Origin of the sequence: Gilliamella bombi, from assembly GCF_900103255.1 — a bacterium.
In the GTDB taxonomy this organism is placed as follows: domain Bacteria; phylum Pseudomonadota; class Gammaproteobacteria; order Enterobacterales; family Orbaceae; genus Gilliamella; species Gilliamella bombi.
In genome coordinates, this window is the sequence record NZ_FMWS01000017.1 from 65,350 (window position 1) to 87,465 (window position 22,116).

General features: G+C 34.1%; 18 protein-coding genes and 3 tRNA genes. 13 read left to right on the forward strand and 8 right to left on the reverse strand.

The window, feature by feature from the left end; all coding sequences use genetic code 11:
- The first annotated feature begins 153 nt into the window (after nt 1–153).
- The 6 genes from pnp to recB all read left to right on the forward strand — a co-directional run bounded on the left by pnp (nt 154) and on the right by recB (nt 9,672).
- On the forward strand, nt 154–2,268 hold the full coding sequence (gene pnp, locus B9N71_RS04675; RefSeq protein ID WP_085164453.1) for a polyribonucleotide nucleotidyltransferase: 2,115 nt from the start codon (nt 154–156) through the stop codon (nt 2,266–2,268).
- A 25-nt stretch (nt 2,269–2,293) separates the two neighbouring features.
- Nucleotides 2,294–3,154, forward strand: coding sequence for a lipoprotein NlpI (nlpI, locus tag B9N71_RS04680; protein ID WP_065589550.1), 861 nt, complete (start codon nt 2,294–2,296; stop codon nt 3,152–3,154).
- Between the two features lie 345 nt (nt 3,155–3,499).
- Nucleotides 3,500–5,266, forward strand: a complete 1,767-nt coding sequence (locus B9N71_RS04685) for a DEAD/DEAH family ATP-dependent RNA helicase (protein WP_081296828.1) — start codon at nt 3,500–3,502, stop codon at nt 5,264–5,266.
- Between the two features lie 185 nt (nt 5,267–5,451).
- Nucleotides 5,452–5,748: a YfcZ/YiiS family protein gene (locus tag B9N71_RS04690; protein ID WP_065574424.1), complete on the forward strand. Its 297-nt coding sequence runs from the start codon at nt 5,452–5,454 to the stop codon at nt 5,746–5,748.
- Between the two features lie 10 nt (nt 5,749–5,758).
- Nucleotides 5,759–6,217 (forward strand): phosphohistidine phosphatase SixA, encoded by a 459-nt coding sequence (gene sixA, locus B9N71_RS04695; RefSeq protein WP_085164455.1) that lies wholly within the window; start codon nt 5,759–5,761, stop codon nt 6,215–6,217.
- Nucleotides 6,196–9,672 (forward strand): exodeoxyribonuclease V subunit beta, encoded by a 3,477-nt coding sequence (gene recB / locus B9N71_RS04700; protein ID WP_085164457.1) that lies wholly within the window; start codon nt 6,196–6,198, stop codon nt 9,670–9,672. Before sixA ends, recB begins: the two co-directional genes overlap by 22 nt.
- 86 nt (nt 9,673–9,758) lie before the next feature.
- Here the strand turns inward: recB and B9N71_RS04705 are convergent, their stop codons facing one another.
- Nucleotides 9,759–10,232, reverse strand: coding sequence for a beta-galactosidase small subunit-related protein (locus tag B9N71_RS04705; protein ID WP_167370056.1), 474 nt, complete (start codon nt 10,230–10,232; stop codon nt 9,759–9,761).
- Nucleotides 10,233–10,430: 198 nt separating this feature from the next.
- Between B9N71_RS04705 and B9N71_RS04710 the strand changes: the two genes are divergently transcribed.
- On the forward strand, nt 10,431–12,149 hold the full coding sequence (locus B9N71_RS04710) for a carbohydrate porin (RefSeq protein WP_208610434.1): 1,719 nt from the start codon (nt 10,431–10,433) through the stop codon (nt 12,147–12,149).
- Between the two features lie 101 nt (nt 12,150–12,250).
- Here B9N71_RS04710 and B9N71_RS04715 read toward each other — a convergent pair whose 3' ends face one another.
- Complete coding sequence (locus B9N71_RS04715; protein ID WP_085164461.1) at nt 12,251–13,258, reverse strand: substrate-binding domain-containing protein; 1,008 nt, start codon at nt 13,256–13,258, stop codon at nt 12,251–12,253.
- 339 nt (nt 13,259–13,597) lie between these two features.
- On the reverse strand, nt 13,598–15,715 hold the full coding sequence (locus B9N71_RS04720) for an alpha-galactosidase (protein WP_085164463.1): 2,118 nt from the start codon (nt 15,713–15,715) through the stop codon (nt 13,598–13,600).
- 231 nt (nt 15,716–15,946) lie between these two features.
- Here B9N71_RS04720 and B9N71_RS04725 point away from each other — a divergent pair, with 231 nt between their 5' ends.
- From B9N71_RS04725 to B9N71_RS12960, 5 genes are all read left to right on the forward strand, one after another.
- Nucleotides 15,947–16,561 (forward strand): TIGR04211 family SH3 domain-containing protein, encoded by a 615-nt coding sequence (locus tag B9N71_RS04725; RefSeq protein WP_167370057.1) that lies wholly within the window; start codon nt 15,947–15,949, stop codon nt 16,559–16,561.
- Nucleotides 16,562–17,659, forward strand: coding sequence for a multifunctional CCA addition/repair protein (locus B9N71_RS04730; RefSeq protein ID WP_085164467.1), 1,098 nt, complete (start codon nt 16,562–16,564; stop codon nt 17,657–17,659).
- 116 nt (nt 17,660–17,775) lie between these two features.
- Nucleotides 17,776–17,852 (forward strand) — tRNA-Met (locus B9N71_RS04735).
- A gap of 37 nt (nt 17,853–17,889) precedes the next feature.
- Nucleotides 17,890–17,974 (forward strand) — tRNA-Leu (locus tag B9N71_RS04740).
- Nucleotides 17,975–18,120: 146 nt separating this feature from the next.
- Nucleotides 18,121–18,202: transfer RNA gene (locus B9N71_RS12960), tRNA-Leu, on the forward strand.
- Between the two features lie 264 nt (nt 18,203–18,466).
- Here the strand turns inward: B9N71_RS12960 and B9N71_RS04745 are convergent.
- From B9N71_RS04745 to B9N71_RS04765, 5 genes are all read right to left on the reverse strand, one after another.
- A complete protein-coding gene (locus B9N71_RS04745) occupies nt 18,467–18,718 on the reverse strand; it encodes a hypothetical protein (protein ID WP_085164469.1) in 252 nt (83 codons plus the stop codon).
- A complete protein-coding gene (locus tag B9N71_RS04750) occupies nt 18,718–19,968 on the reverse strand; it encodes a KPHS_23130 family T6SS system protein (RefSeq protein ID WP_085164471.1) in 1,251 nt (416 codons plus the stop codon). Before B9N71_RS04750 ends, B9N71_RS04745 begins: the two co-directional genes overlap by 1 nt.
- Nucleotides 19,968–20,234 carry a PAAR domain-containing protein gene (locus tag B9N71_RS04755; RefSeq protein WP_085164473.1) on the reverse strand — a complete coding sequence of 89 codons (267 nt, stop codon included), beginning with the start codon at nt 20,232–20,234 and terminating at the stop codon, nt 19,968–19,970. Before B9N71_RS04755 ends, B9N71_RS04750 begins: the two co-directional genes overlap by 1 nt.
- Before the next feature lie 72 nt (nt 20,235–20,306).
- The gene (locus tag B9N71_RS04760) at nt 20,307–21,287 is read right to left on the reverse strand and encodes a HEPN domain-containing protein (RefSeq protein WP_085164476.1); all 981 of its coding nucleotides are present in this window, start codon (nt 21,285–21,287) and stop codon (nt 20,307–20,309) included.
- A gap of 19 nt (nt 21,288–21,306) precedes the next feature.
- Nucleotides 21,307–21,525 carry a hypothetical protein gene (locus B9N71_RS04765; protein ID WP_085164478.1) on the reverse strand — a complete coding sequence of 73 codons (219 nt, stop codon included), beginning with the start codon at nt 21,523–21,525 and terminating at the stop codon, nt 21,307–21,309.
- A 475-nt stretch (nt 21,526–22,000) separates the two neighbouring features.
- Here B9N71_RS04765 and B9N71_RS12770 point away from each other — a divergent pair.
- Nucleotides 22,001–22,116: transposase (locus tag B9N71_RS12770; protein WP_244178519.1), on the forward strand; the 116-nt coding region annotated here is incomplete at its 3' end.

Consider the following 22,116-nt stretch of genomic DNA (forward strand, 5'->3'; position numbering starts at 1 on the left):
ATTTATAGATTTGTCATTAGTCGTGACAGTGAAATAATCTTTTTGTTGTATATATCCCCACATTGTTGAAGAGAGTATCAATAAGCGTAGCGTAATGTTGCGTCCTGTCGAAATATCAAACTTCAACATAACAAATAACAAGAGGACACTATTTTGTTTAATCCGACATGTCAAAAATTTCAATATGGTCGTCATACCGTGACTTTAGAAACTGGTATTATGGCTCGTCAAGCAACCGCAGCTGTTATGGTTAATATGGATGATACTGCTGTATTTGTCACGGTTGTTGCAAATAAAAAAGTAAAAGAAGGTCAAGACTTCTTCCCATTAACAGTTAATTACCAAGAACGCACCTATGCTGCAGGGCGTATTCCTGGTGGATTTTTTAAACGTGAAGGTCGTCCAAGTGAAGGTGAAACTCTAATTGCACGTTTAATCGACCGCCCGCTTCGTCCATTGTTTCCTGAAGGATTTGTTAATGAAATCCAAATTATTGCAACCGTTGTTTCTGTTAATCCCGAGGTTAGCCCTGACCTAGTTGCAATGATTGGTGCTTCTGCTGCACTTTGCTTATCTGGTGTTCCATTCCACGGCCCTATTGGTGCTGCACGTGTTGGCTTTATTAATGATGAATTTGTATTAAATCCATCAGTAAAAGAGCTTGCAGCTAGTCGTCTAGATTTAGTTGTTGCGGGTACAAAAAGTGCAGTATTAATGGTTGAATCTGAAGCTGATTTACTCACTGAAGATCAAATGTTAGCAGCGGTAGTATTTGGTCATGAACAACAACAAGTTGTTATTGATAATATTAACGAATTTGTAGAAAAAGCCAATTATGAAAAATGGGATTGGGTAGCACCAGCTAAAAATGAAGTGCTATATAACGCCATTGTTGAACTAGCTAAAGATCGTTTGGGCGAAGCTTATCGTATTACTGAAAAACAAGCACGTTATGCTCAAATTGATTCAATTAAAGAAGAAGTTTTAGCTGTACTAAAAGAACAAAATGACGAACTCGATGAAAACGAAGTGATTAATATTATTGTTGAGTTGGAAAGTCAAATTGTTCGTAAGCGTGTTATTGCTGGTGAACCGCGTATTGATGGTCGTGAAAAAGATATGATTCGTGCACTTGATATCCGTACTAATGTCTTACCAAGAACTCATGGTAGTGCACTGTTTACACGTGGTGAAACTCAGGCACTAGTTACTGCAACATTAGGTACAGAGCGTGACGCACAAATCATTGATGAGTTAACTGGTGAATATACTGAACGGTTCTTACTTCATTACAATTTTCCTCCATACTCTGTTGGCGAAACAGGTATGGTTGGCTCACCAAAACGCCGAGAAATTGGTCATGGTCGCCTAGCTAAACGAGGTGTTGCGGCTGTAATGCCAAGCCGTGAAGAATTTCCATATACTGTTCGAGTAGTGTCTGAAATTACTGAGTCAAATGGTTCATCTTCAATGGCTTCTGTTTGTGGTGCTTCACTTGCTCTTATGGATGCAGGGGTACCAATCAAATCATCTGTTGCTGGTATTGCAATGGGATTAGTAAAAGAAGGTGATCAGTTTGTCGTATTATCAGATATTCTTGGTGACGAAGACCACCTTGGTGATATGGACTTTAAAGTAGCAGGTACACGCGAAGGTGTAAGTGCATTGCAAATGGATATCAAAATTGAAGGTATAACCAAAGAAATTATGCAAGTAGCACTTAATCAAGCTAAAGGTGCTCGTTTACACATTTTAAGTGTAATGGAACAAGCAATTAATAAGCCTCGCCAAGAAATTTCAGAGTTTGCACCACGTATTTATACAATGAATGTAAATCCTGACAAAATTCGCGATATTATCGGTAAAGGTGGCGCAACAATTCGGGCTTTAACTGAAGAAACAGGAACAACTATTGAAATCACTGATGATGGTACCGTTAAGATTGCCGCTTCAGATGGTAATAAAGCCAAAGATGCTATGGCACGTATTACTAACTTAGTTGCTGATGTCGAAATTGGTAAAATTTATACAGGTAAAGTAACAAGAATCGTTGATTTTGGTGCTTTTGTATCGGTTATTGGTGGTAAAGAGGGACTTGTTCATGTATCTCAAATTGCCGATCATCGAGTAGAAAAAGTGGCTGATTATCTAAAAGTTGGTCAAGAAGTGAATGTTAAAGTGCTAGAAATTGACCGCCAAGGCAGAATCCGTTTGAGTATGAAAGATGCTGTCGAACCGACAGCAGACGTTGTTTCAACAGCAGAATAAAATTATTATTCATTAGGGGATAAAAATGGGATTATTCAACCTGAGAACTGTATGCTGCATTTTGCTAGCTGTTATTCTTTTGTCAGGTTGTTCTAATTCTCAACCTTTGTTAGCTGTTCCTGAGCAAGTTTCATATGATGATGAGTTAAAAATTGCTCAGCTCAGCCAACAGCTGTCTCAAAAAGGCCTTGATACTGGAACGCGAATGCAACTCATATTTGAGCGAGGTATTGCCTATGATTCATTGGGTTTTAAAGCCTTTGCTCAAAGCGATTTTTCCTATTTGTTGAGCTTAAATCCTGAAGTTCCTGACATTTACAACTTTCTAGGAACCTATGCATTAAGAGATGGCGATTTTGATACAGCTTTAATGTCGTTTAATACTACATTAGAGCTTGATCCCGCTTATACTTATGCGTATTTAAATCGTGCTATTACGTTGTATCGTACAGGCCATTATCAAGCCGCAGAGCGTGATGCATTAAGGTTTTATCAATATGATATGAATGAACCTATTAGGATTCTATGGCTTTATTTGATTGAAAAGGAAAATGATAATAAAGCCGCCAAAATTGAGCTACAAAAACGTTATGATCTGATTAATGATAAAACGAGTTATAGTGGCAATATTATTGCATTTTATTTAGGTAAAATTAGCGAAACTAAATTAATGCAGAACCTTCAACAAGGTGTAGAGAATAATCGACAATTAGCCGAACGCCTTTGTGAAGCCTACTTTTACTTAGGTAAATATTATCAAAGTAAAGGTGACAACGAACGTGCCAAAATGTTATTTAAATATGCTTTAGCCAATAATATTTATAACTATGTTGAACATCAACAGGCACTTTATGAAATGAAGTTACTTGAAGAAAAAGAAGAGTAACAAGGGTCATGCCAGTTTTAAAAGTGAAAATATTGTTATAGCGTAGTTCTGATTTGCCAAATAATATGTTCTTAACATTAGATAATGCGGTTAGCTTTATCTTAGATATATCAATATCAATCAACCTTAGTTTATTTTTTAGATTCGATTTGTTGAGTTAACATAGGCAGTTAGTTATTGGGGTGAGTTGTAAATTTTCAATTTAGTGAGCTGGCATAAATTTATATCTGCTTTCTTTATTTGGTTTAAAAAAATAAGATAAAACTTATATGATATTAGTTAATAATTATCAGGATTTTACTAAATAAGTAAGTTTATATATTCAAAATTTATAAGCGAGTTTACATGACAAAAGAAGTTTCTTTTATTGATCTTGGTTTATCCGAGGATATTCTTAACGCATTAAATGATCTTGGTTTTAGCAAACCATCACCAATCCAATCTGAATGTATTCCTCTATTATTAGAGGGTAATGATGTATTGGGTATGGCACAGACAGGTAGTGGCAAAACCGCTGCATTTTCAATTCCTTTCTTAATGAATATTGACGCAAACTTAAAAGCACCACAACTTTTAGTATTAGCTCCTACACGGGAATTGGCTATACAAGTTGCTGATGCTTGCTCTGAATATTCAAAATATATGAAAGGGGTAAAAGTACTCGCTTTATATGGTGGACAGCGTTATGACGTTCAATTACGAGCCTTAAAACAAGGTCCTCAAATTGTAGTTGGTACACCAGGACGTTTGCTTGATCACTTAAATCGTAAAACCTTAGATCTCTCTAATCTTAAGGGATTAGTACTTGATGAAGCAGATGAAATGTTAAGAATGGGCTTTATTGATGATGTTGAAAGCATTATGACAACGATTCCAGATGATCATCAAACAGCTTTATTTTCGGCAACAATGCCAGCACCAATTCGTCGTATTACTAAACGATTTATGCAAAATCCTAAAGAAGTTCAGATCAAAGGCACCAATCAAACTGCCCCTGATATTGACCAAAGTTATTGGCTTGTTAGAGGTATGCGTAAAAACGAAGCTATCGTTCGCTTTCTAGAAGCAGAAGATTTTGATGCGGCTATTATTTTTGTTCGAACAAAATCAGCTACTTTAGATGTGGCGGAAGTACTTGAAAAGCACGGTTATAGTTGTGCTGCATTAAATGGTGATATGACACAACAATTGCGTGAACAAACATTAGATCGTTTACGTAATGGTCGTTTAGATATATTAATTGCAACTGATGTTGCTGCTCGTGGTTTAGATGTTGAGCGTATTAGCTTAGTTATAAATTATGATATCACGTTAGATTCTGAATCTTATGTTCACCGTATTGGACGAACTGGTCGTGCTGGACGTGCTGGACGTGCTATTTTATTTGTTGATAGCCGTGAACGTCGTTTACTTAAGAATATCGAGCAAACTATCAAAAAACCAATTCCAGAAGTTGGGTTGCCATCAAAAGAGCTACTTGAACAGCGTCGTTTAGCTAAATTTACTGCGCAAGTCCAGAAACAACTTGAGAGTAGTGATTTAGATGAGTACCAAAAGTTATTAGCAAAAATACAAGCGGATAGTGGAGCCGATCTTGAAACGATTGCAACCGCTTTATTAAAATTAGCACAAGGGGAACGCCCTTTAATTTTACCACCAGACCCAGTGTTTAAACCATCGCGTGAAATGCGAGATCGGGATAATCGTGGCGGTGAACGCCGTTTACGAGGTGATAATCGTGAATCCCCAAAACGTCGAGAACGACGCGATGTTGGTGATATGGATATGTATCGTATTGAAGTTGGTAAAGAGAACGGTATTGAAGTTCGTCATATTGTGGGGGCAATTGCTAATGAAGCTGATATTAGCAGTCGTTACATTGGTAATATCAAGCTTTATGATACTTATTCGACAGTTGAATTACCAAAAGGTATGCCAAAAGACATATTAAAACATTTTGAAAAAGTAAGAGTACTTAATCAACCAATGAAAATGAGCTTAATCAGTGGAGCAGCGTCTGATACTAAACGAGCTCGTAAAAACAGTAAATCAGATACATCTGATAAACCGTTTGCAAAAAAGCGTGGTCGCCCAACAGCACCTAAATTCTAATGTATTGACCTCTGTCATTTGGCAGAGGTATCTTTAATTCTTTTTATCTCAACTAACAACATAGTTTAGTAGCCACATAATACTGCATTATATTCAGATAAAAAACAAAACAGAGTTAGCGCTTTGCCCTAAGTTATGATTGAGAGTATACTATTAAAAATATTAACAGTTAATTAGAGGTAAGCATGGCAGATTCTTTAAACAAATGCAAAGCAAACGAAACTCCAGCATGTTGTTGTGTGGATGTTGGTACAATAATTGATAACGAAGACTGTAGCGCTGAGTATGAACACATCTTTGCGACAGAATCAGAAGCTCAAGCTAAGTTAGCATCTTTAACCCAAGCAGCAAATGATGTCGCAACAGATCCGTGTGAAATTAATAGCAATATTGATAAAATAAGCGATGGCTTTAAATTATCAGCAAAATTTACCTTTTGTTGTGGTGCAGAATGCATGATTTTCCAATTAAAATTACGTTAATTGAATATTGATGAAAGTTTGTATTATGAGACATGGTGAAGCAGGTTTTTCTGCTTCATCGGATTCCAGTAGAACATTAACAAATTATGGCATTAATCAGTCAAATCAAGCTGGTAAATGGCTTAAACAGCAAAATTTTCAATTTGAAATTGGTTTGGTTAGCCCTTATTTGCGAGCTCAACAAACACTAACAGAATTATCATCACACGTTAGTGTTGCAAAAGTTGAAACTAATCAATTTTTAGTGCCTGGTGGTAGCCCATCTCATATTGCTGACATATTAGCAATATTGTTAAATGATGGGGTTGAAAGTGTGATTATTGTATCTCATTTGCCATTGGTGGGATATTTAGTTAATGAACTATGTCCGCAAGTTGCTCCTCCTATGTTTTCTACTGCCGCAATTGCTTGTATTAGTTTATTACCAAACTCTGCAGGAAATCTTGAATGGTTTCATCAAGCGGAGTAAAAAAACTTAATCTTTTTGATTTACCTCTAACTGGTCGAACTTTAATTGAAGCATCGGCTGGAACTGGTAAAACTTATTCTCTTGCCTTTATTTACTTAAGATTATTATTGGGCATTGGTCAAAATAGTTACCCAAGGCCTTTAAATGTTAACGAAATTCTGGTTGTGACTTTTACCAAAGCGGCAACTCAAGAACTTCGATCGAGGATAAGGCAAAATATTCAAGAACTGCGAATAGGGCTATTACAAGGACATCATAAAGATCCTATTTATCAACAACTAATTGAATTAATTGATGATAGAAAATTTGCAGTACAGCAACTTACTATTGCTCAACAGTCAATGGATGATGCGGCTATTTATACTATACATAGTTTTTGCCAACGAATACTAACTAGCCATGCATTTGAATCGGGTGTTTTATTTGAGCAAAAGCTAATCTCTGATGAATATGAGTTAAAATTAAGAGTAACTCAAGATTTTTGGCGTCACTATTTTACACCGCTTGATAAACCACTTGCTTATTTAGTGCTTGCTACATGGCAAGATCCAACGGCATTGCTAAAAGACATCACCCCTTATTTAGGGTTAGATTTCAACAATGCTGGCAAGGTAAACCTAGATATAAGTACAACAATAAAGTTGTTTCACCAACAAAGTTATGAAAAAATTGAAAATATTAAAAAATCTTGGTTAGCTTTGTCTGAAAAATTAGTTGAAATCATTATACAATCAGGTGTCAGCAAACAATCATATAGTAGTCGAAATCTACCCAATTGGGTAATTAAAGTATCGGCATGGGCTAACAGCAAAACTCGAACATTTGAATTACCCAACGAACTTGAAAAATTTAAGCAATCAGTTTTAATCGAAAAGACGAAAGAAGGAAAAAGTGTTCCATGTCATTCGTTTTTTGAACAAATTGACGATCTATATAAACAACCTTTTGATCTACGAAACCAAATCTTAATGGATATTGTCAGTGTAATTCAGAAAGGGATCTATAACGAAAAACTCAAAAATGGCGAGATGAGCTTTGACGATCTTATTTGGCAACTAAATCGTGCATTAAAAGCAAAAGCAGGTGATCGATTGGCGCAAAGTATAGCCTCAAAATATTGTGTTGCTTTAATTGATGAGTTCCAGGATACCGATCCTGCTCAGTATCAAATTTTTGATCGTATTTATGACAGGAACAAGTTAGATCGAGGTCTATTATTTATTGGTGATCCAAAACAAGCAATTTACAGCTTTCGAGGTGCAGATATATTCACTTACTTAAAAGCTAAACAATCGACAGGGGAAAATTCTTTTACCATGGATGTAAACCATCGTTCATCTGCTTCGATGGTCAAAGCTGTTAACCAATTATTTTCTAATTGCGATAATCCATTTATATTTAATGATATTCCTTTTTTACCCATGGAAGCGGCAAAACGGAATCAGCAAAAGTCTTTACAAATTAACAACCAAGAAGTATCGGCATTAGCTGCTTACTTACTACCTGATGATATTGCAACCAATTCAGATTATCAAGAACACATGGCTAGTTGTTGTGCTACCCAAATAGTGACTTTACTGTCTAATTCATCAATGTTAATTGATAGCGAAAACGAACAACGTCCTGTGACTACAGCAGATATTGCGATCTTAGTGCGTAATGGACGTGAAGCCGAAGTTATTCAACAAAAATTGACTCATTGCGGTGTTAAGAGTGTCTACTTGTCAAACAATAGTAGTGTGTTTTCTTCAAATGAAGCAAAAAATGTATTGAGCCTATTGCAAGCTGTTTTAATGCCAGAAAACGAAACAATGCTCAAGCTAGCATTAATGACATCGCTATTAGGTCAAACCATGACAGACCTTGAACAAATCACTGACGATCAAGATAAATGGGAAAGTTTGGTCGAAGAATTCAAACAATATCAAGCAATTTGGCAATATTATGGTGTATTGGTTATGTTACGCCGAATGATGAAAAAACGGCATCTAGCTGAAAACATCTTAGCTCGCCAAGGTGGTGAACGAACATTAACTAACTTAATGCATTTAGGTGAATTACTTCAAGAAACATCAAATGAGTTAGATGGTCCACACGCCTTAATTCGGTGGTTGACAAAACAAATTGTTAACCCAGATCCAAATTTAGAAAATCATCAACAACGCCTTGAAAGTGATGAAAACCTTGTCAAGATTATTACTATTCATAAATCAAAGGGATTAGAGTTTCCAATTGTTTGGTTACCATTTATTTCAATATATCGTGCATCCGATAGCCAATTTTATCATGATAAAGATAATGATTATCAGCCAACTTATGCATGGTTACTGTCTGATGAGATTAAAGAGCAGATAGAAAAAGAACGACTTGCTGAAGATTTGCGGCTATTATATGTTGCAATGACTCGCTCGGTTTATCATTGTAGTATTGGACTTGCTTCATTGAAAAAAAGCCAATCGGCTATTAATCATTTATTAAAAAGTGAATTAAGATCAATTGCCAATATAGCTAATTTAATTGATGTCCAATTACCAATAGAGAGCGAACAGTATATTCCGGCAATTTTGCCAGACCAATCATTATCGGCTAACGTATTTTCGCGTAATATTTCAAACAGTTGGCGGGTTACAAGTTATACTGAATTACAAAGGCATAATCATAATGTATTGGCTTATAAGCCTGATCTTATTAATGACTGGGACGAATCCCCATACGAATCCGATAGAGTACAATCAAACGACACACTATATGATATCCACCATTTTCCTAAAGGAGCATATGTCGGTACATTAATGCACAGCATTATGGAAGATATCACATCAGATAATCTTGTTGAATTATGTAATCAGATGGTAAAAAAGCTCAATTTAGAAACAGAGTGGAATAGCGTAGTAACAAATTGGATGCAACAGATATTGACTACAAAACTGCATGATCCAAATTTAATATTATCGCAAGTGTTAATGGGGCAACATATTAACGAATTGCAATTCTATCTCCCTATACGCAAAACAGTCACTAGTCAGCAATTAGATAGTTTGTGTAAACAATATGATCATTTATCAAGATTATGTTCCGAATTAGATTTTGAGTCGGTACAAGGTATGCTAAGAGGCTTTATCGATTTAGTCTTCAAATTTGAAGGGAAATATTATGTGGTTGATTATAAATCTAACTGGTTAGGTGAATGTGTTGATGCTTATAGCCAAGAAGCACTTGAAAAAGTGATGTGCGATCATCGCTATGACCTACAATATCAACTTTACTGTTTAGCATTGCATCGTTTTTTAAAAGGACGTTTGTCTAATTACCAATACCAAACGCATTTTGGAGGGGTATACTATCTCTTTTTACGAGGAATGCCCGAGCAAGGCATTTTTTATCACCTACCTCAGCAAGAATTTATCGAAGAACTTGATAAGCTGTTTGATGGTGAAATGTTAAATGGAATATAACAATTATTAAGAAATAACCATATCGAAAAATACAATTGAATAAAAATAAGGCACCTAAAACGGTGCCATATTTTTAGATAGCTTATTTAACATTTAAACATAAGCTGATAGCTATAGTGTTTATCTGTCAGTAAGAATTCATGATGTACATTTGGTGTCCAAGAATCATCTCCACCAATTCCCATATGATAAGCATCAATACTTATATAGGCGCATGACCTAGGTTCTAATAAATGACGATGAGTTTTTTCTATTAATTGCTCTGTCCCATATTGATTAACGTTAAATTTAAACTGATGTCCAGTTATGATCATCTCATTAAGTTGCAATCTTTTAACCTCGCAACGCAATCCATTTTCACATGGATAAATATAAGGTGTATAAAGTTCTGCAAAAGGTAACGACCAATCACCAAAAATAGCTGATGTTTTTCGATCAGGATAATTTTCATGAGGTCCTAAGCCAAGCCATTTTACTTTTTTAGGAATCTGTTTCATTTGATAACATAAACCGATTAATACTGTATATAAAATGATAATTTTTAATGTGATATCTATCACAATATTAGTGTTTAGTTTTTGAATAGTCGCTCTTATTGGTTATATTTAAACTACCTAGTAAAAGGTATTGGATTGTTACCGATTTATAGCGGGCAAAACCTAAAAAATAGTTATGACTATTTTTTAGGTTTTTTTTTGTCTGAAATTTAAAAGATTTTTAATTATTTTTTAATAATAAGTTTAAGGGGGGGAAAAGAAATGAAATTTTCAAAAAAAATAGTATATAAAATCAAACCAAAACGAGTTGTTTTAATGACTATGCTAGGTTTGTGTTATTTACCCAATGCGATGGCAGCAACTCAAGATGAGCTAGAAGCAAGAATTGCGTTATTAGAGCAAAAGTTATTAGTTCTTAGTCAAGAGTCTAATGATTTGAAAAAGCAAGTGATTGATTCTAATAAGCAACTTGCTAAATTAAATAATAATCTTCAAAAACAACAAATTATTATAAATAATCAGAAAAAAGCGCTTAAAAATAGTCAAAATGTAGCAATTACAAAGCAACAGCCTCCAGTTAATCCTGTACAAGCAAATAATAATCAAATTTTACTAGTTAGTACACCAAAAACCGATACTATGCAAGACAGCAATCATCCAGAAAAGACTTCATTTACTTTAGCTGAATTTAAAGATTATATTAAAGAAGAAATAGGATTTTCTTATAATGGTTACTTCCGTGGTGGTTGGTCAACTTCAAGCAATGGTAAACCTAAAAATTATGCTGAAGGTGCATTAGGTCGATTTGGTAATGAATATGGTGGTTGGTATGATCTTATCTTTAAGCAAAAAGTCTATGATCAAGATGGAAGGCGAGTTGATGCAATTGTTATGATTGATGGAAACGTGGCAACAAATAAAGCTGCGGGTTTATTTAATACGCAAGATGACAATATTATGCAATTTTCAGATATATATTTAGAAACAAAAGGATTTGTGCCACGTTTTCCTAATGCGAAATTATGGGTGGGTAAACATTCTTTGCCTTATAATGAAATACAAATGCTTGATTGGAAAACACAAAAAACGCCAGCAGGTGGAGGTATTGGTATTGAAAATCTTAAAGTCGGTGTTGGTGCTCTTGATTTATCATTAGTTAGAGCAGATGTAAATGTGAAAAATAAAAAAGAAATAATTAGTACTGATGATAGTAAAGTAAATAAAATTGAACAATATAAAAAGGAAGAAGTTGATTTAAACGAACTAGAAATTCGCTATCGTGATATCCCATTATGGCAAAATGCAACGCTTGGTTTGAATGTTCGTTATTCAGCACCAAATAAATCTAAAATTCAAAATAGTATATCTGTTAAAAATGCTTGGCTTGGTAGCTTTGTTTTGCGTCAAAATGAATTTTTTGGCGGATTTAATCAGTTTACATTACAGACAGCAACCAATTCTGTTGCATCACAGCTGGCTAACATTAATACTAATAACCCAGAGTTTGCCAGTAATTCGGATAATGACTATATAGGTACACATACTGGTGGTAAAGCTTATCGTTTTGTATCGGAAGGTGAAGCTTATTTAAGCGATAATATCATTGTTGCTCATGCTTTGGCTTTAACTTCAGGAAATGATGTTTATTCTTATGATCTTAATCTTCCACATACCGATTTTACAAGTTTTAAATCAGCAATAAGACCAGCTTATATCTGGGATACTTATAATCAAAGCGGTGTTGAACTAGGTTACTTTCGTCAGAAAGACAAAGTTAAAAGTAAAACTTATGTCGAAGAAGGATATAAAACAACACTTTACCATTCATTTAAAGTCGGAAAAAGTATTTTATCTTCACGACCTGATATTCGTTTTTATGTTTCTTATATAGAAGCACTACAAAATGATATTAGTAAATTTGATTTTAATGGTAAAGATCATCAAATTAGTTTTGGTGTACAAACAGAAGTTTGGTTCTAAGTGATATAAAATAAGACTTATCATCTGAACTATATTATAGATGTAAAATATATGGTTCAGATGAAAAATGTAAACTTTGTTGATGTATAGCTACTTTATTTTTAACTATTAATAAAAGCTACTGAATAACGCTTAGTTAAGGTTGGTATATAGATGTTAATCAAATTTGTTGGAATACTTTCGCCTTTCGCAAGCTTTAGTGCTAATTCAGCAGCTTGTTCAGCCATTGTTTGTAAAGGATAACGAATGGTAGTTAATTTTGGATGTAAATAACGTGATAAAATAAGATCATCAAAACCAATGATCGAAATATCGTTTGGAATTTTAATATCATTATCGTAAAGCACAGACATTGCACCGGCGGCCATTGAATCGTTATAACAAGCAATTGCAGAGATATGACAGTTACGTTCAAGTAATGACATCATTGCTTGTTCGCCACCTATTTCATTTGGTAAACCAATTGCAATCAGATTCTCATTAACATCAATACCATGTTCTAACAATGCGTCTTTATATCCTTGTAAACGATCAGATGAGTCAGAGATATTATGATTTGAACATAAATAACCAATTCTAGTATGCCCATGTTGAATTAAATGTTTGACTGCAAGATAAGAGCCGTAACGGTCATCAAGAGCAATACAGCGTTTTTCAAATCCTTTTACGATACGATTAATTAGAACCATACCGGGTACTTGTTGCATCAATTTTTCTAGATCGCTATCAGAGAGCATTTTGGCATGTACAACTAACGACGAACAGCGATGTTCAATTAATTGAGTAATTGCATTATATTCTTGTTGCTCATTATGATAGCCATTACCGATCAACAAAAAATGACCTGTTCGTGAGGCAACTTTTTCAACGGTACTAACCATGGCACCAAAAAATGGATCCGATACATCAGCTACAACAATACCAATAGTATTCGAATTTTGTTGTGACAAAGCGCGTGCATTAGCATCAGGATAGTAGTTTAATTTTTGCATAGCTTCTTTTACGGTATCTCTTGTATTATCTCGAACGTTATTTGCGTTATTAATTACGCGAGATACAGTTGCAACTGAAACTTTAGCTAAACGCGCAACATCTTTTATTGTCGCCATAAAAAACCTTTTAATTAATTACTATCCATAAAATATCGATAATTATAATATTTAATGCTTATCAATATAGAGTTCTGTAGATTAACAATAATATAAGACAAAAAGTACTGAAAGTGAAAGGGTTATCTTTTTTACTGTCTTGAAGTTAATTTATTTGCAATACTCTTGATATATGACTGAATTAATTGATCATAATAAGGTAAAATAAAAACTTTGCCAATGATATTATTGGCGAATTAAAAACTAGAATTGTTTCATTAAAGACTAAATATTAAGGGGACAGCAATTAGCAAATCCCCTGATAGTCGCTAAATAATTAATTTAAAAGTATCAATAATATTATTTAGCGGTTACTTTTATTAACATAGCCGTTGCTGGGTCAAGTACTGGTAAAGGTAATCCGACATCCATTAACCAATCACCAGATAACGTTGTTTTGTCCTTCATCCATTGAGGTAATTCTTTCATAACATGACCATTTATTTTAGGATCAATGTTATCAGGCATATCTAGCACTTCAATTTGGTATTGTTTATCGGCCAACAAGCCTGTTAATCGCAAATTACCGCTTAACGCGTAGGTTGGTAATGTTAGTTGAGCAATAATAAACACAGCTTCTTTTTGGTCTTGGCTAACAACACCATAACTTTGCATAGCAGGGTTATCATCAACATCCAATCTTACAAAGTTACCGCTATGTAATAAAGGACGCAATTGTTTATGTAAATTAATATAATATGCAAAACCGTTCTGTTCTTGCTCAGATACTTTTACTGGATCGAGTTCAACTCCCATATGACCAAATAAAGCAGTTAGACCGCGTAAATTCATATGTAGCTCACGGAATGTAGTATGACATAATTCACCGCCAATATGAGCACCCATCACTTCAGGAGGGAAGAAATAACTCATTCCGCGTTGAATTATTTGTCTATCTAATGCATCGTTAGAATCTGAAGTCCAAAAACGTTGTGTACGCTTTAAAATCTCATAATCAATTCGACCTCCACCTGATGAACAAGATTCTATTTCAACGGTAGGGAATTTTTCTTGCAAAATATCAAGTAATCGGTAAAGCGCTTTAGTTTGACCAACAATAGCAGGATTACCTTCATGACCAGGTTGAACAATTTCACGATTCATATCCCATTTTATATAATCAACGTCATAACTACTGAGTAACCAAGTTAGTCTTTCAAGTAGATATTCAAAAACAGCTGGATTTTGTAAATCAAGTAAATACTGATGGCGACCTTCTGGTTGTTGATAACCTGGTAGTTCAAGTAACCAATCTGGATGGGCACGATAAAGATCTGAGTTTTTATTAATCATTTCTGGTTCAACCCAAATACCAAACTCCATACCAAGATCTTTAACATGTTTAATAACTGGTTCTAAACCATTGGGATATTTTCGCTCATCTAAATACCAATCACCTAATCCTTGGTAATCATCATCACGTTTACCAAACCAACCGTCATCAATGATAAAGCGTTCAACACCAATTTGAGCTGCCTTAGTCGCCATTTTCATAATGTAATCAGGGTTATGGTCAAAAAAGATACCTTCCCATGTATTAAGATGAACAGGACGAGCTTTATTTTTGGCGAATTTAATAATATTACTGCGTAGAAACTGGTGGAAATGTTGACTCATTTTATTTAAGCCTTCATCGCTATAGGTAGCATATAACCAAGGCGTACTTAAAGATTCACCTTTAGCTAGTGATATTTCTCCTGCATAATACAGAGCTTCAGCTTGAATAAAACGTTTACCGTTACTTTTAACTGCAACTTGAATGCGATGATTACCACTCCATCCCAAGTGGATCCCCCAAACTTCGCCAGTTTGTTCTTTAAAACCTTCGGTACCAACCATCATCCCAGGGAAATATTCGTGTGATGTTCGTCCTCGTCGATTTTCTTGTAAATAACCACAATGTGATATTTTAGTTCGATGAGGGAAAAATTCTTTAATCCAACGACCACTAAAAGCCATTAATTCTTGTGCCCGTTCAGGAATAGGTAACGTAATAGAAAAACGATTAACTTGATATGGTTCATCACCTAAATTAGTTAACGTATTTTGACACTGCAATACGCCACTTTTATCTAAAATAAAAAGACTGGTTAAACGAAGTTTAGCAATGTTATCTTCACTAATAATGGTAATGCTATTGTCAGTTTTATTAACTTCTTTAGTTGTAAAAACGGGAGACCAATCTTTACTATTTCGGTGTCCTTCAAGTCCTGGTGTACTAAAATTACCTAAACCTTCCTCTGGACATAGAGTAAATGGAACGTTGACATCTATACGGGAATTTGGTACAGCAGGGTAAAGCATGTCAATCATTTCAGGTTGAAAGTTTTGTAATCGTTTACCAAAATAACACAATTCGGCATACGGTTCAGTGCGAAAAAGGATATCTATATTGTTGTTGCTAAGACGATAATTCATAATGGCTCCAAATTTGTAATATTTCACTTATATAAAATAATAGCTATTTATATAAAATAATATTTTTAATTTCATATTTTGTGATTAAGATCTCATTAAAAATGTAAACGATTTCATTATTGAAGAGCATATTTATTTTAGTTTTTAAAACTATTTATTATAAAATGAATATGCGACTTGCTATTATTTTATGTTATCATGAAACTATTTATAGATGCTTATTGGAAATATATGAAAAAACAGAATATTATTGCACTACTTTCGTTTTTTGCGATTTCTTTTAATGGTTACGCTATAGACAAATATGTGACTGATAATGTCGATATTTATTTGCGTAGAGGTCCTGGTTCGCAATATGCGTTTTCTAATGCAGTTAAAGCTGGAGCAAAAGTTGTTGAGCTTGAAAAAAGTGCAGATGGCAAATTTACTCGCATTCAACTTAATAATGGTAGCACCGCTTGGATTGAAACAAGCAAACTAAATGAACAACCTAGTTATAAAGAACGCTTTCCAGCGCTAGAAGCAAAACTAGCAGAATATCAAGATAAAGTTGATAATGCTGAGGCAAATCAACAAAAATTGTTAAGTGACTATATCCAAAAGTTGCGGACGGCTGAAAAATCTATAGAAACACTTCAAAATAAAAATGAAGCACTAGAACAACAAGTTAAGGAGCAAAATTCACGAATTGAATCAATGCTAAATCAAGTTGATGATAAACGCCGTGACCTTATTGTAACTTGGTTTACCTATGGTGGTCTTGTTGCTGGAGGCGGTCTTATTTTAGGGCTTATATTACCAAGAATTATACCAAGCCGACGCAAAAAAGATCGTTGGATGAGATAGATGAGTAAAATCTATCTTGTAGGAGGGAGTGTGCGCGATAAATTGTTGCACCAACCTGTTGCTGATTATGACTGGGTTGTTGTTGGCGCTACGCCAGACGAGCTTTTAGCATTAGGTTATCAACAAGTCGGTAAAGACTTTCCAGTTTTTTTACACCCTCATACGAAAGAAGAATATGCGTTGGCTCGCACTGAGCGTAAATCCGGTAGAGGTTATACTGGATTTATCTGTGATTTTGGTAAAGAGATTACATTAGAACAAGATCTGATTCGCCGTGATTTAACCATTAACGCCATTGCAATGGACGAAGATGGCAATATAATTGATCCATATCATGGCGTTGATGACATCAAACATAAAATCTTACGCCATGTATCGCCAGCCTTCCGAGAAGATCCTCTACGTATTTTGCGCGTAGCTCGTTTTGCAGCTCGTTTTCATCAATTCGGTTTTACTGTAGCTCCTCAAACTCTAGATCTAATGAAACAAATGGTATTAGCCGGTGAGGTTAGTTACTTAACACCAGAACGTGTGTGGAAAGAAACTGAAAAAGCATTGTTGACATCAAATCCACAGATCTATTTTCAAGTACTAGAACAATGTGGGGCGCTTCCATTATTATTTTCATCATTAGACTTAACAGACAATATTAGTGATGCACTAAAAAAATCTGCTATATTAACTGATGATTTAACAATCCGTTTTGCTGTACTGTGTGCACAGTTATCTAATAAATTAGCGGTCGAAGCATTATGTGCAAAAATTAAAGTACCTAACAACTATATTAAAGTTGCCGTCATGGTTCAGCAGAATCGAAATAATCTTGAACAAGTGCAAACCCTGACAGCTGAACAAATTATTTCTTTGCTAAATAGCATTGATGTATGGCGCAACCCTTCGCACCTTGAACAATTAATTATTGCAAGCCAAGCTTTTACTAAAACAACATCGTTTGCACAAGCAAATTATATAAAAGAAGCTTATAAAATCGCCAATGGCGTCAATGTGCAGCAAATTATTTCTGATGGTTATACAGGAAAACAAATCCATTATGAGTTACAAAAAAGGCGAATCGAAGCGTTATTAAACTGGATTTGATTGCATCTTAATCAATCGTCACTTTTTTTCAAAATATCTTAAAAAAATAGTTGACGATTTGGCGTAACCCTAGCATAATGCGCCTCGCAGTGTTGGTTACGACGTTGCGAATGAATGGCTACGTAGCTCAGCTGGTTAGAGCACATCACTCATAATGATGGGGTCACAGGTTCGAATCCCGTCGTAGCCACCATTAGGATTAGGTAGTACTTTTACCGAAAGTGTTCAGTGCGGGTGTGGCGAAATTGGTAGACGCACCAGATTTAGGTTCTGGCGCCGCAAGGCGTGTGAGTTCAAGTCTCTCCACCCGCACCATTTAATCTTAATATCTATCCTTTATTGGGGTATAGCCAAGCGGTAANNCGAATCCTGGTACCCCAGCCATTCCAATATGCATAATTTTGGTATTTCATTCTTGATTTATATCAATGTTTGATGTGTTAATTATTCACTATTTTCGTGTGAGCATAATGGAATTGGTAGATGTGCTAGATTCAAGGTCTAGCTCGGAAATATGTGCGAGTTCAAATCTCACTGCTCGTATCAAAAGTGATTTTCACTTTCTATAGTGGGGTATAGCCAAGCGGTAANNCGAATCCTGGTACCCCAGCCAATACAAAAAAGTTGTATTTGGAATTGTTGCTTTTTAACTAAAAAAGTTAACGAATTCCTGTTATAAAAATTCTCAATAAGCAGAATTCTTTATATACTTTACTGAATGCAAATAATTACGTTTTGTAATTAAACTTATTTTAATAGGGATAGCACTTAGGCGTTTATATGGTTTTTTGTTGACATAAAAAATTTTTATTTTAGTTTTTTCACAAAATAGTTTCCTTCTTCGTCTTTAAATATATCTTTAACGATAAAATTAATAATCAATTTTATTACGATGGCAAATAAGGTAAATAACATACTTACAAATAATATTTTGAAAGAATACTCCACTTTTATGCGTGCAGTCATTAGCTGTGTATTATCTGAAAGCCAAACAAATGCTACACAACAAATTGCTACAATATAACAAATAAATGTCCAACCAAGCATCAGCCTTCCCATTATATGTCCTTTTCTATCTCAAATTTTATTTTATCTAAAATGGTGGCATTAAAACATGCATTTTTTTCACCAATAACCATTTGTTTATTGTCAATCTGAGAGGCATATTCGATAGCTAAAGCTAATGCAACCCAATAATCACACTCACCGGATTTACCGAATGCCAAATCAACATTATAAATATTTTTAATTGAACACCGCTTATCAATATATCGTGATAAAACATTGACGTTAGTTTCTGGTGATAATTGCGATAGCCAAATAGCGCCTAACTGAGTTTTATTCTTTTCATCATTGTCTAATTTTCCCCATAATTCAGCATGCTCAAGAACATGCTCAAGTTTTTCACCTTCTTCTGTTCGATGCAAGGCAACTACCACCGATTTGTTTTTTTGTATATATTGAATAGTATTTTGTTTATTAATAAGATTTTTACCTAAAAAAATCATACTTGTCATAGCCTCAGCACTATACGCTGCAGGTTTTTCAAATAAATACAAACTAATACAACATAATAAATAATCATCATTTGCAAAATCATCTAACCAGTCATCTAAAAAAATAGTACTCTGTTTTGCATCAATAACCTGCCAAGAATCAAATAAGTTTGTATTCCCTAGCTTATGCTCCCAAATTTTTTTAATATCTTCGGTTAATATGGGGACATCAATAAATAAGTGAATATGTTTTTGAACGCCATTAAAAGCGTTATCGTTTAAAATTGATAAAGTCTTATGTAACTTATCAAATAACTTATCTAGTTTTTGATTAAAATCGTCAGGTTTTAAATCATTAAATAGAAATTTTGAATAAAAAATTGGATTTTCATAATAATTTGACAAGTTAGTCGTTCTTGTTTCAAGTGACATTAGACCGCCTACAAGCGCCTGCGCATGATTATCATCACCAAATTCAGATATCAAGTGGTGAAAAATAACATACAACGGTCTTTGACCATACTCAATGAGCTGTTGTTTCCGTTCTTCTCTTAATTGATTCCAAGTTTCAGCATAGTCTTTTTTACACCCTTGAACAAAAAACCATATGGATAATAATATCAACCAACTTAAAACTGAAAAACTAATACCAATCATTAGATGTTCCAGTGTTAAATTACTATTGAGTTGCTTCATGCAGGTAAAAAATAAGCCAATAGCAATAAGTACAATTAATGCAATAAACCAAAATAGGCGAGATAGCCCTTTTTTTAGAATTATTGGTTGTGGAAGCGAAGTTAAATCGATAGCCATTAATTATTTTTACCAAAATTAGTTAGTGATGAAATTAGTGTACAGCCACATGCTGATCTATGTCCATGAAAAGCAACTTGTTTACCGTCTTCTATAAATTGAGGATCTCCTTCAATTATAGGATTAAAACCATGATTTTTGATTGGGCAACTGACCATATCACCAACACGCGCAACACCTTTATTAAATACGACAAGTTTTGATGAAGCAGAAATAACTTTACCTCCGTGGTTAGTTAAATCGCCTAATCTAATTATCCCTTTCATGATTTTATTTCCTTTGACTTTGATAATTTATTAAAAAATAGCACATATAATTTCTAAAATTTAGTCAAAAATCTATTTTTCAGATTCTAATCTATCAACGGCTTTGTACTCTTTACTAGTATCAATTGTAAGATTTTTATAGCGTTCTTCCTCAGGAAAGTCTGGAATTCTATGATATGGAACACTGCCATATGTTACGTCAGTTATATTTCCTTGTTTATCAAGATGAACAATTTTGCTGTTCCCAGAACTAGGGGTATAAAAGATAGCTGTTTTATCACCTTGTTCATTAAATAACGTAGTTTCAGAATAATATTGACTTCCTTTGGGATAGGTTTTTCTTATGCTGATCAGTTTATTATTTTGGTCTTTTCTTATAGTCATTACATTATTACCTTCTTCATCATATTCCACATAACGAGATTGTAATAGTGTTTTTTTATCCATTGCATAGATAAAAAATCTTAAATAACGCATATTAGCGCTATGGGGCCAGTAACCATATTCCCATTTACAAATCGAAAGCAAAGGTTTTTTTTCAATAGCAATGATTTTGCCCATTTCTCTTGTTACTTTAATATAATTGGGTAATGTAATTGCTTGTTCAATGGTGATCGGTTGCAGTTGTAAATGCGTATCTAAAATAAAAAAGTGAGAGCCATTTTCAAGATCTTTTAAACTGTTTAATTGCCGCTCATTAAGCAAAATATATTGTGGTTTACGTTCATAACTCCAACGCTCTTTAAATTGATAATTATCACCAACTTCATTAATTTTAAGTTCAGTACTAAACGGAGATTGAACGCGATAGGGCGCATTTTCGGCTTCTTCAAGGGAAATTGGGGCAAAATCAGGATAATTGGTAGGTATTCGGTAATGATTAAGTATTATTCTGGTCGAGCCATAATAAGGCACGTGAGGTTTAATCCCCATTGTGCGAACTTTAATGCATTTAGCAACATCTAATGGATTGATTAAGCCAGTCATAATTGCTCCTAATACATAGATTAATAATGGCATCATTATTAAGGTTAATGTTAATTTTTTTTTCATAGATATTATTTTTTATATATTACGCTTTCAGTATATCAGCTAATTTTTTTGCATTATCATTAACTTGTTTCATTTTTTTATAAATTTCATTAGCTTGTTTTCTGATACTTTCTGGGTTTTTTAATTTAATTACATGTCCATGATAATCAGTAGTATATCGATATTCATCTTTGTAATCACTAGCTGAGGCTAAAAACCTCATAAAATGTACATCTTTTAAAATATATCTATCTGCCAAATTTGCCTCATATAATAAATTAAATAGAAAAGTATGACAGTTATATTCTGTGTAACGCTCAAATGCATAAGACCATTTTTTTACTGCTTTATTTTCTTCTTCAGAAATATGACTTATTGCAAAGTTTCTTATCTCTTCAATGACGTCTTCTTCGGTTCGAGGATCATTGGCAAAAAGATAAGGATGATTAACTTCACCTTTATCACTATTAGGGAGGGTATATCTTCCATTATGATGGGGATCAAAAGGATATAAAGAATAAATTTTATCTTCTTCTTTAATGATTGCTCTGCCTGCTTCATTAGGCTCTCCTTCTCCTTCGCCTTCGCCTTTTCTATCCTTATCCCGAAAATATTTACAATCACTATTTAAACAGCCATCAGCGGTAAAATGGATCGGCTACACTAATTCATACAACTTTTTTAAGGGGTAAGGTAAACTTATCACAACTAAAAAAGGAACAAATATGAATAAGATTAAACGCAAAAGACGAACATTCACAGATGATTTTAAACACCAAATGGTCAGTCTTTATCAACATGGTAAATCACGTAGTGAAATCGTTGCCGAATATGATTTGACACCATCAGC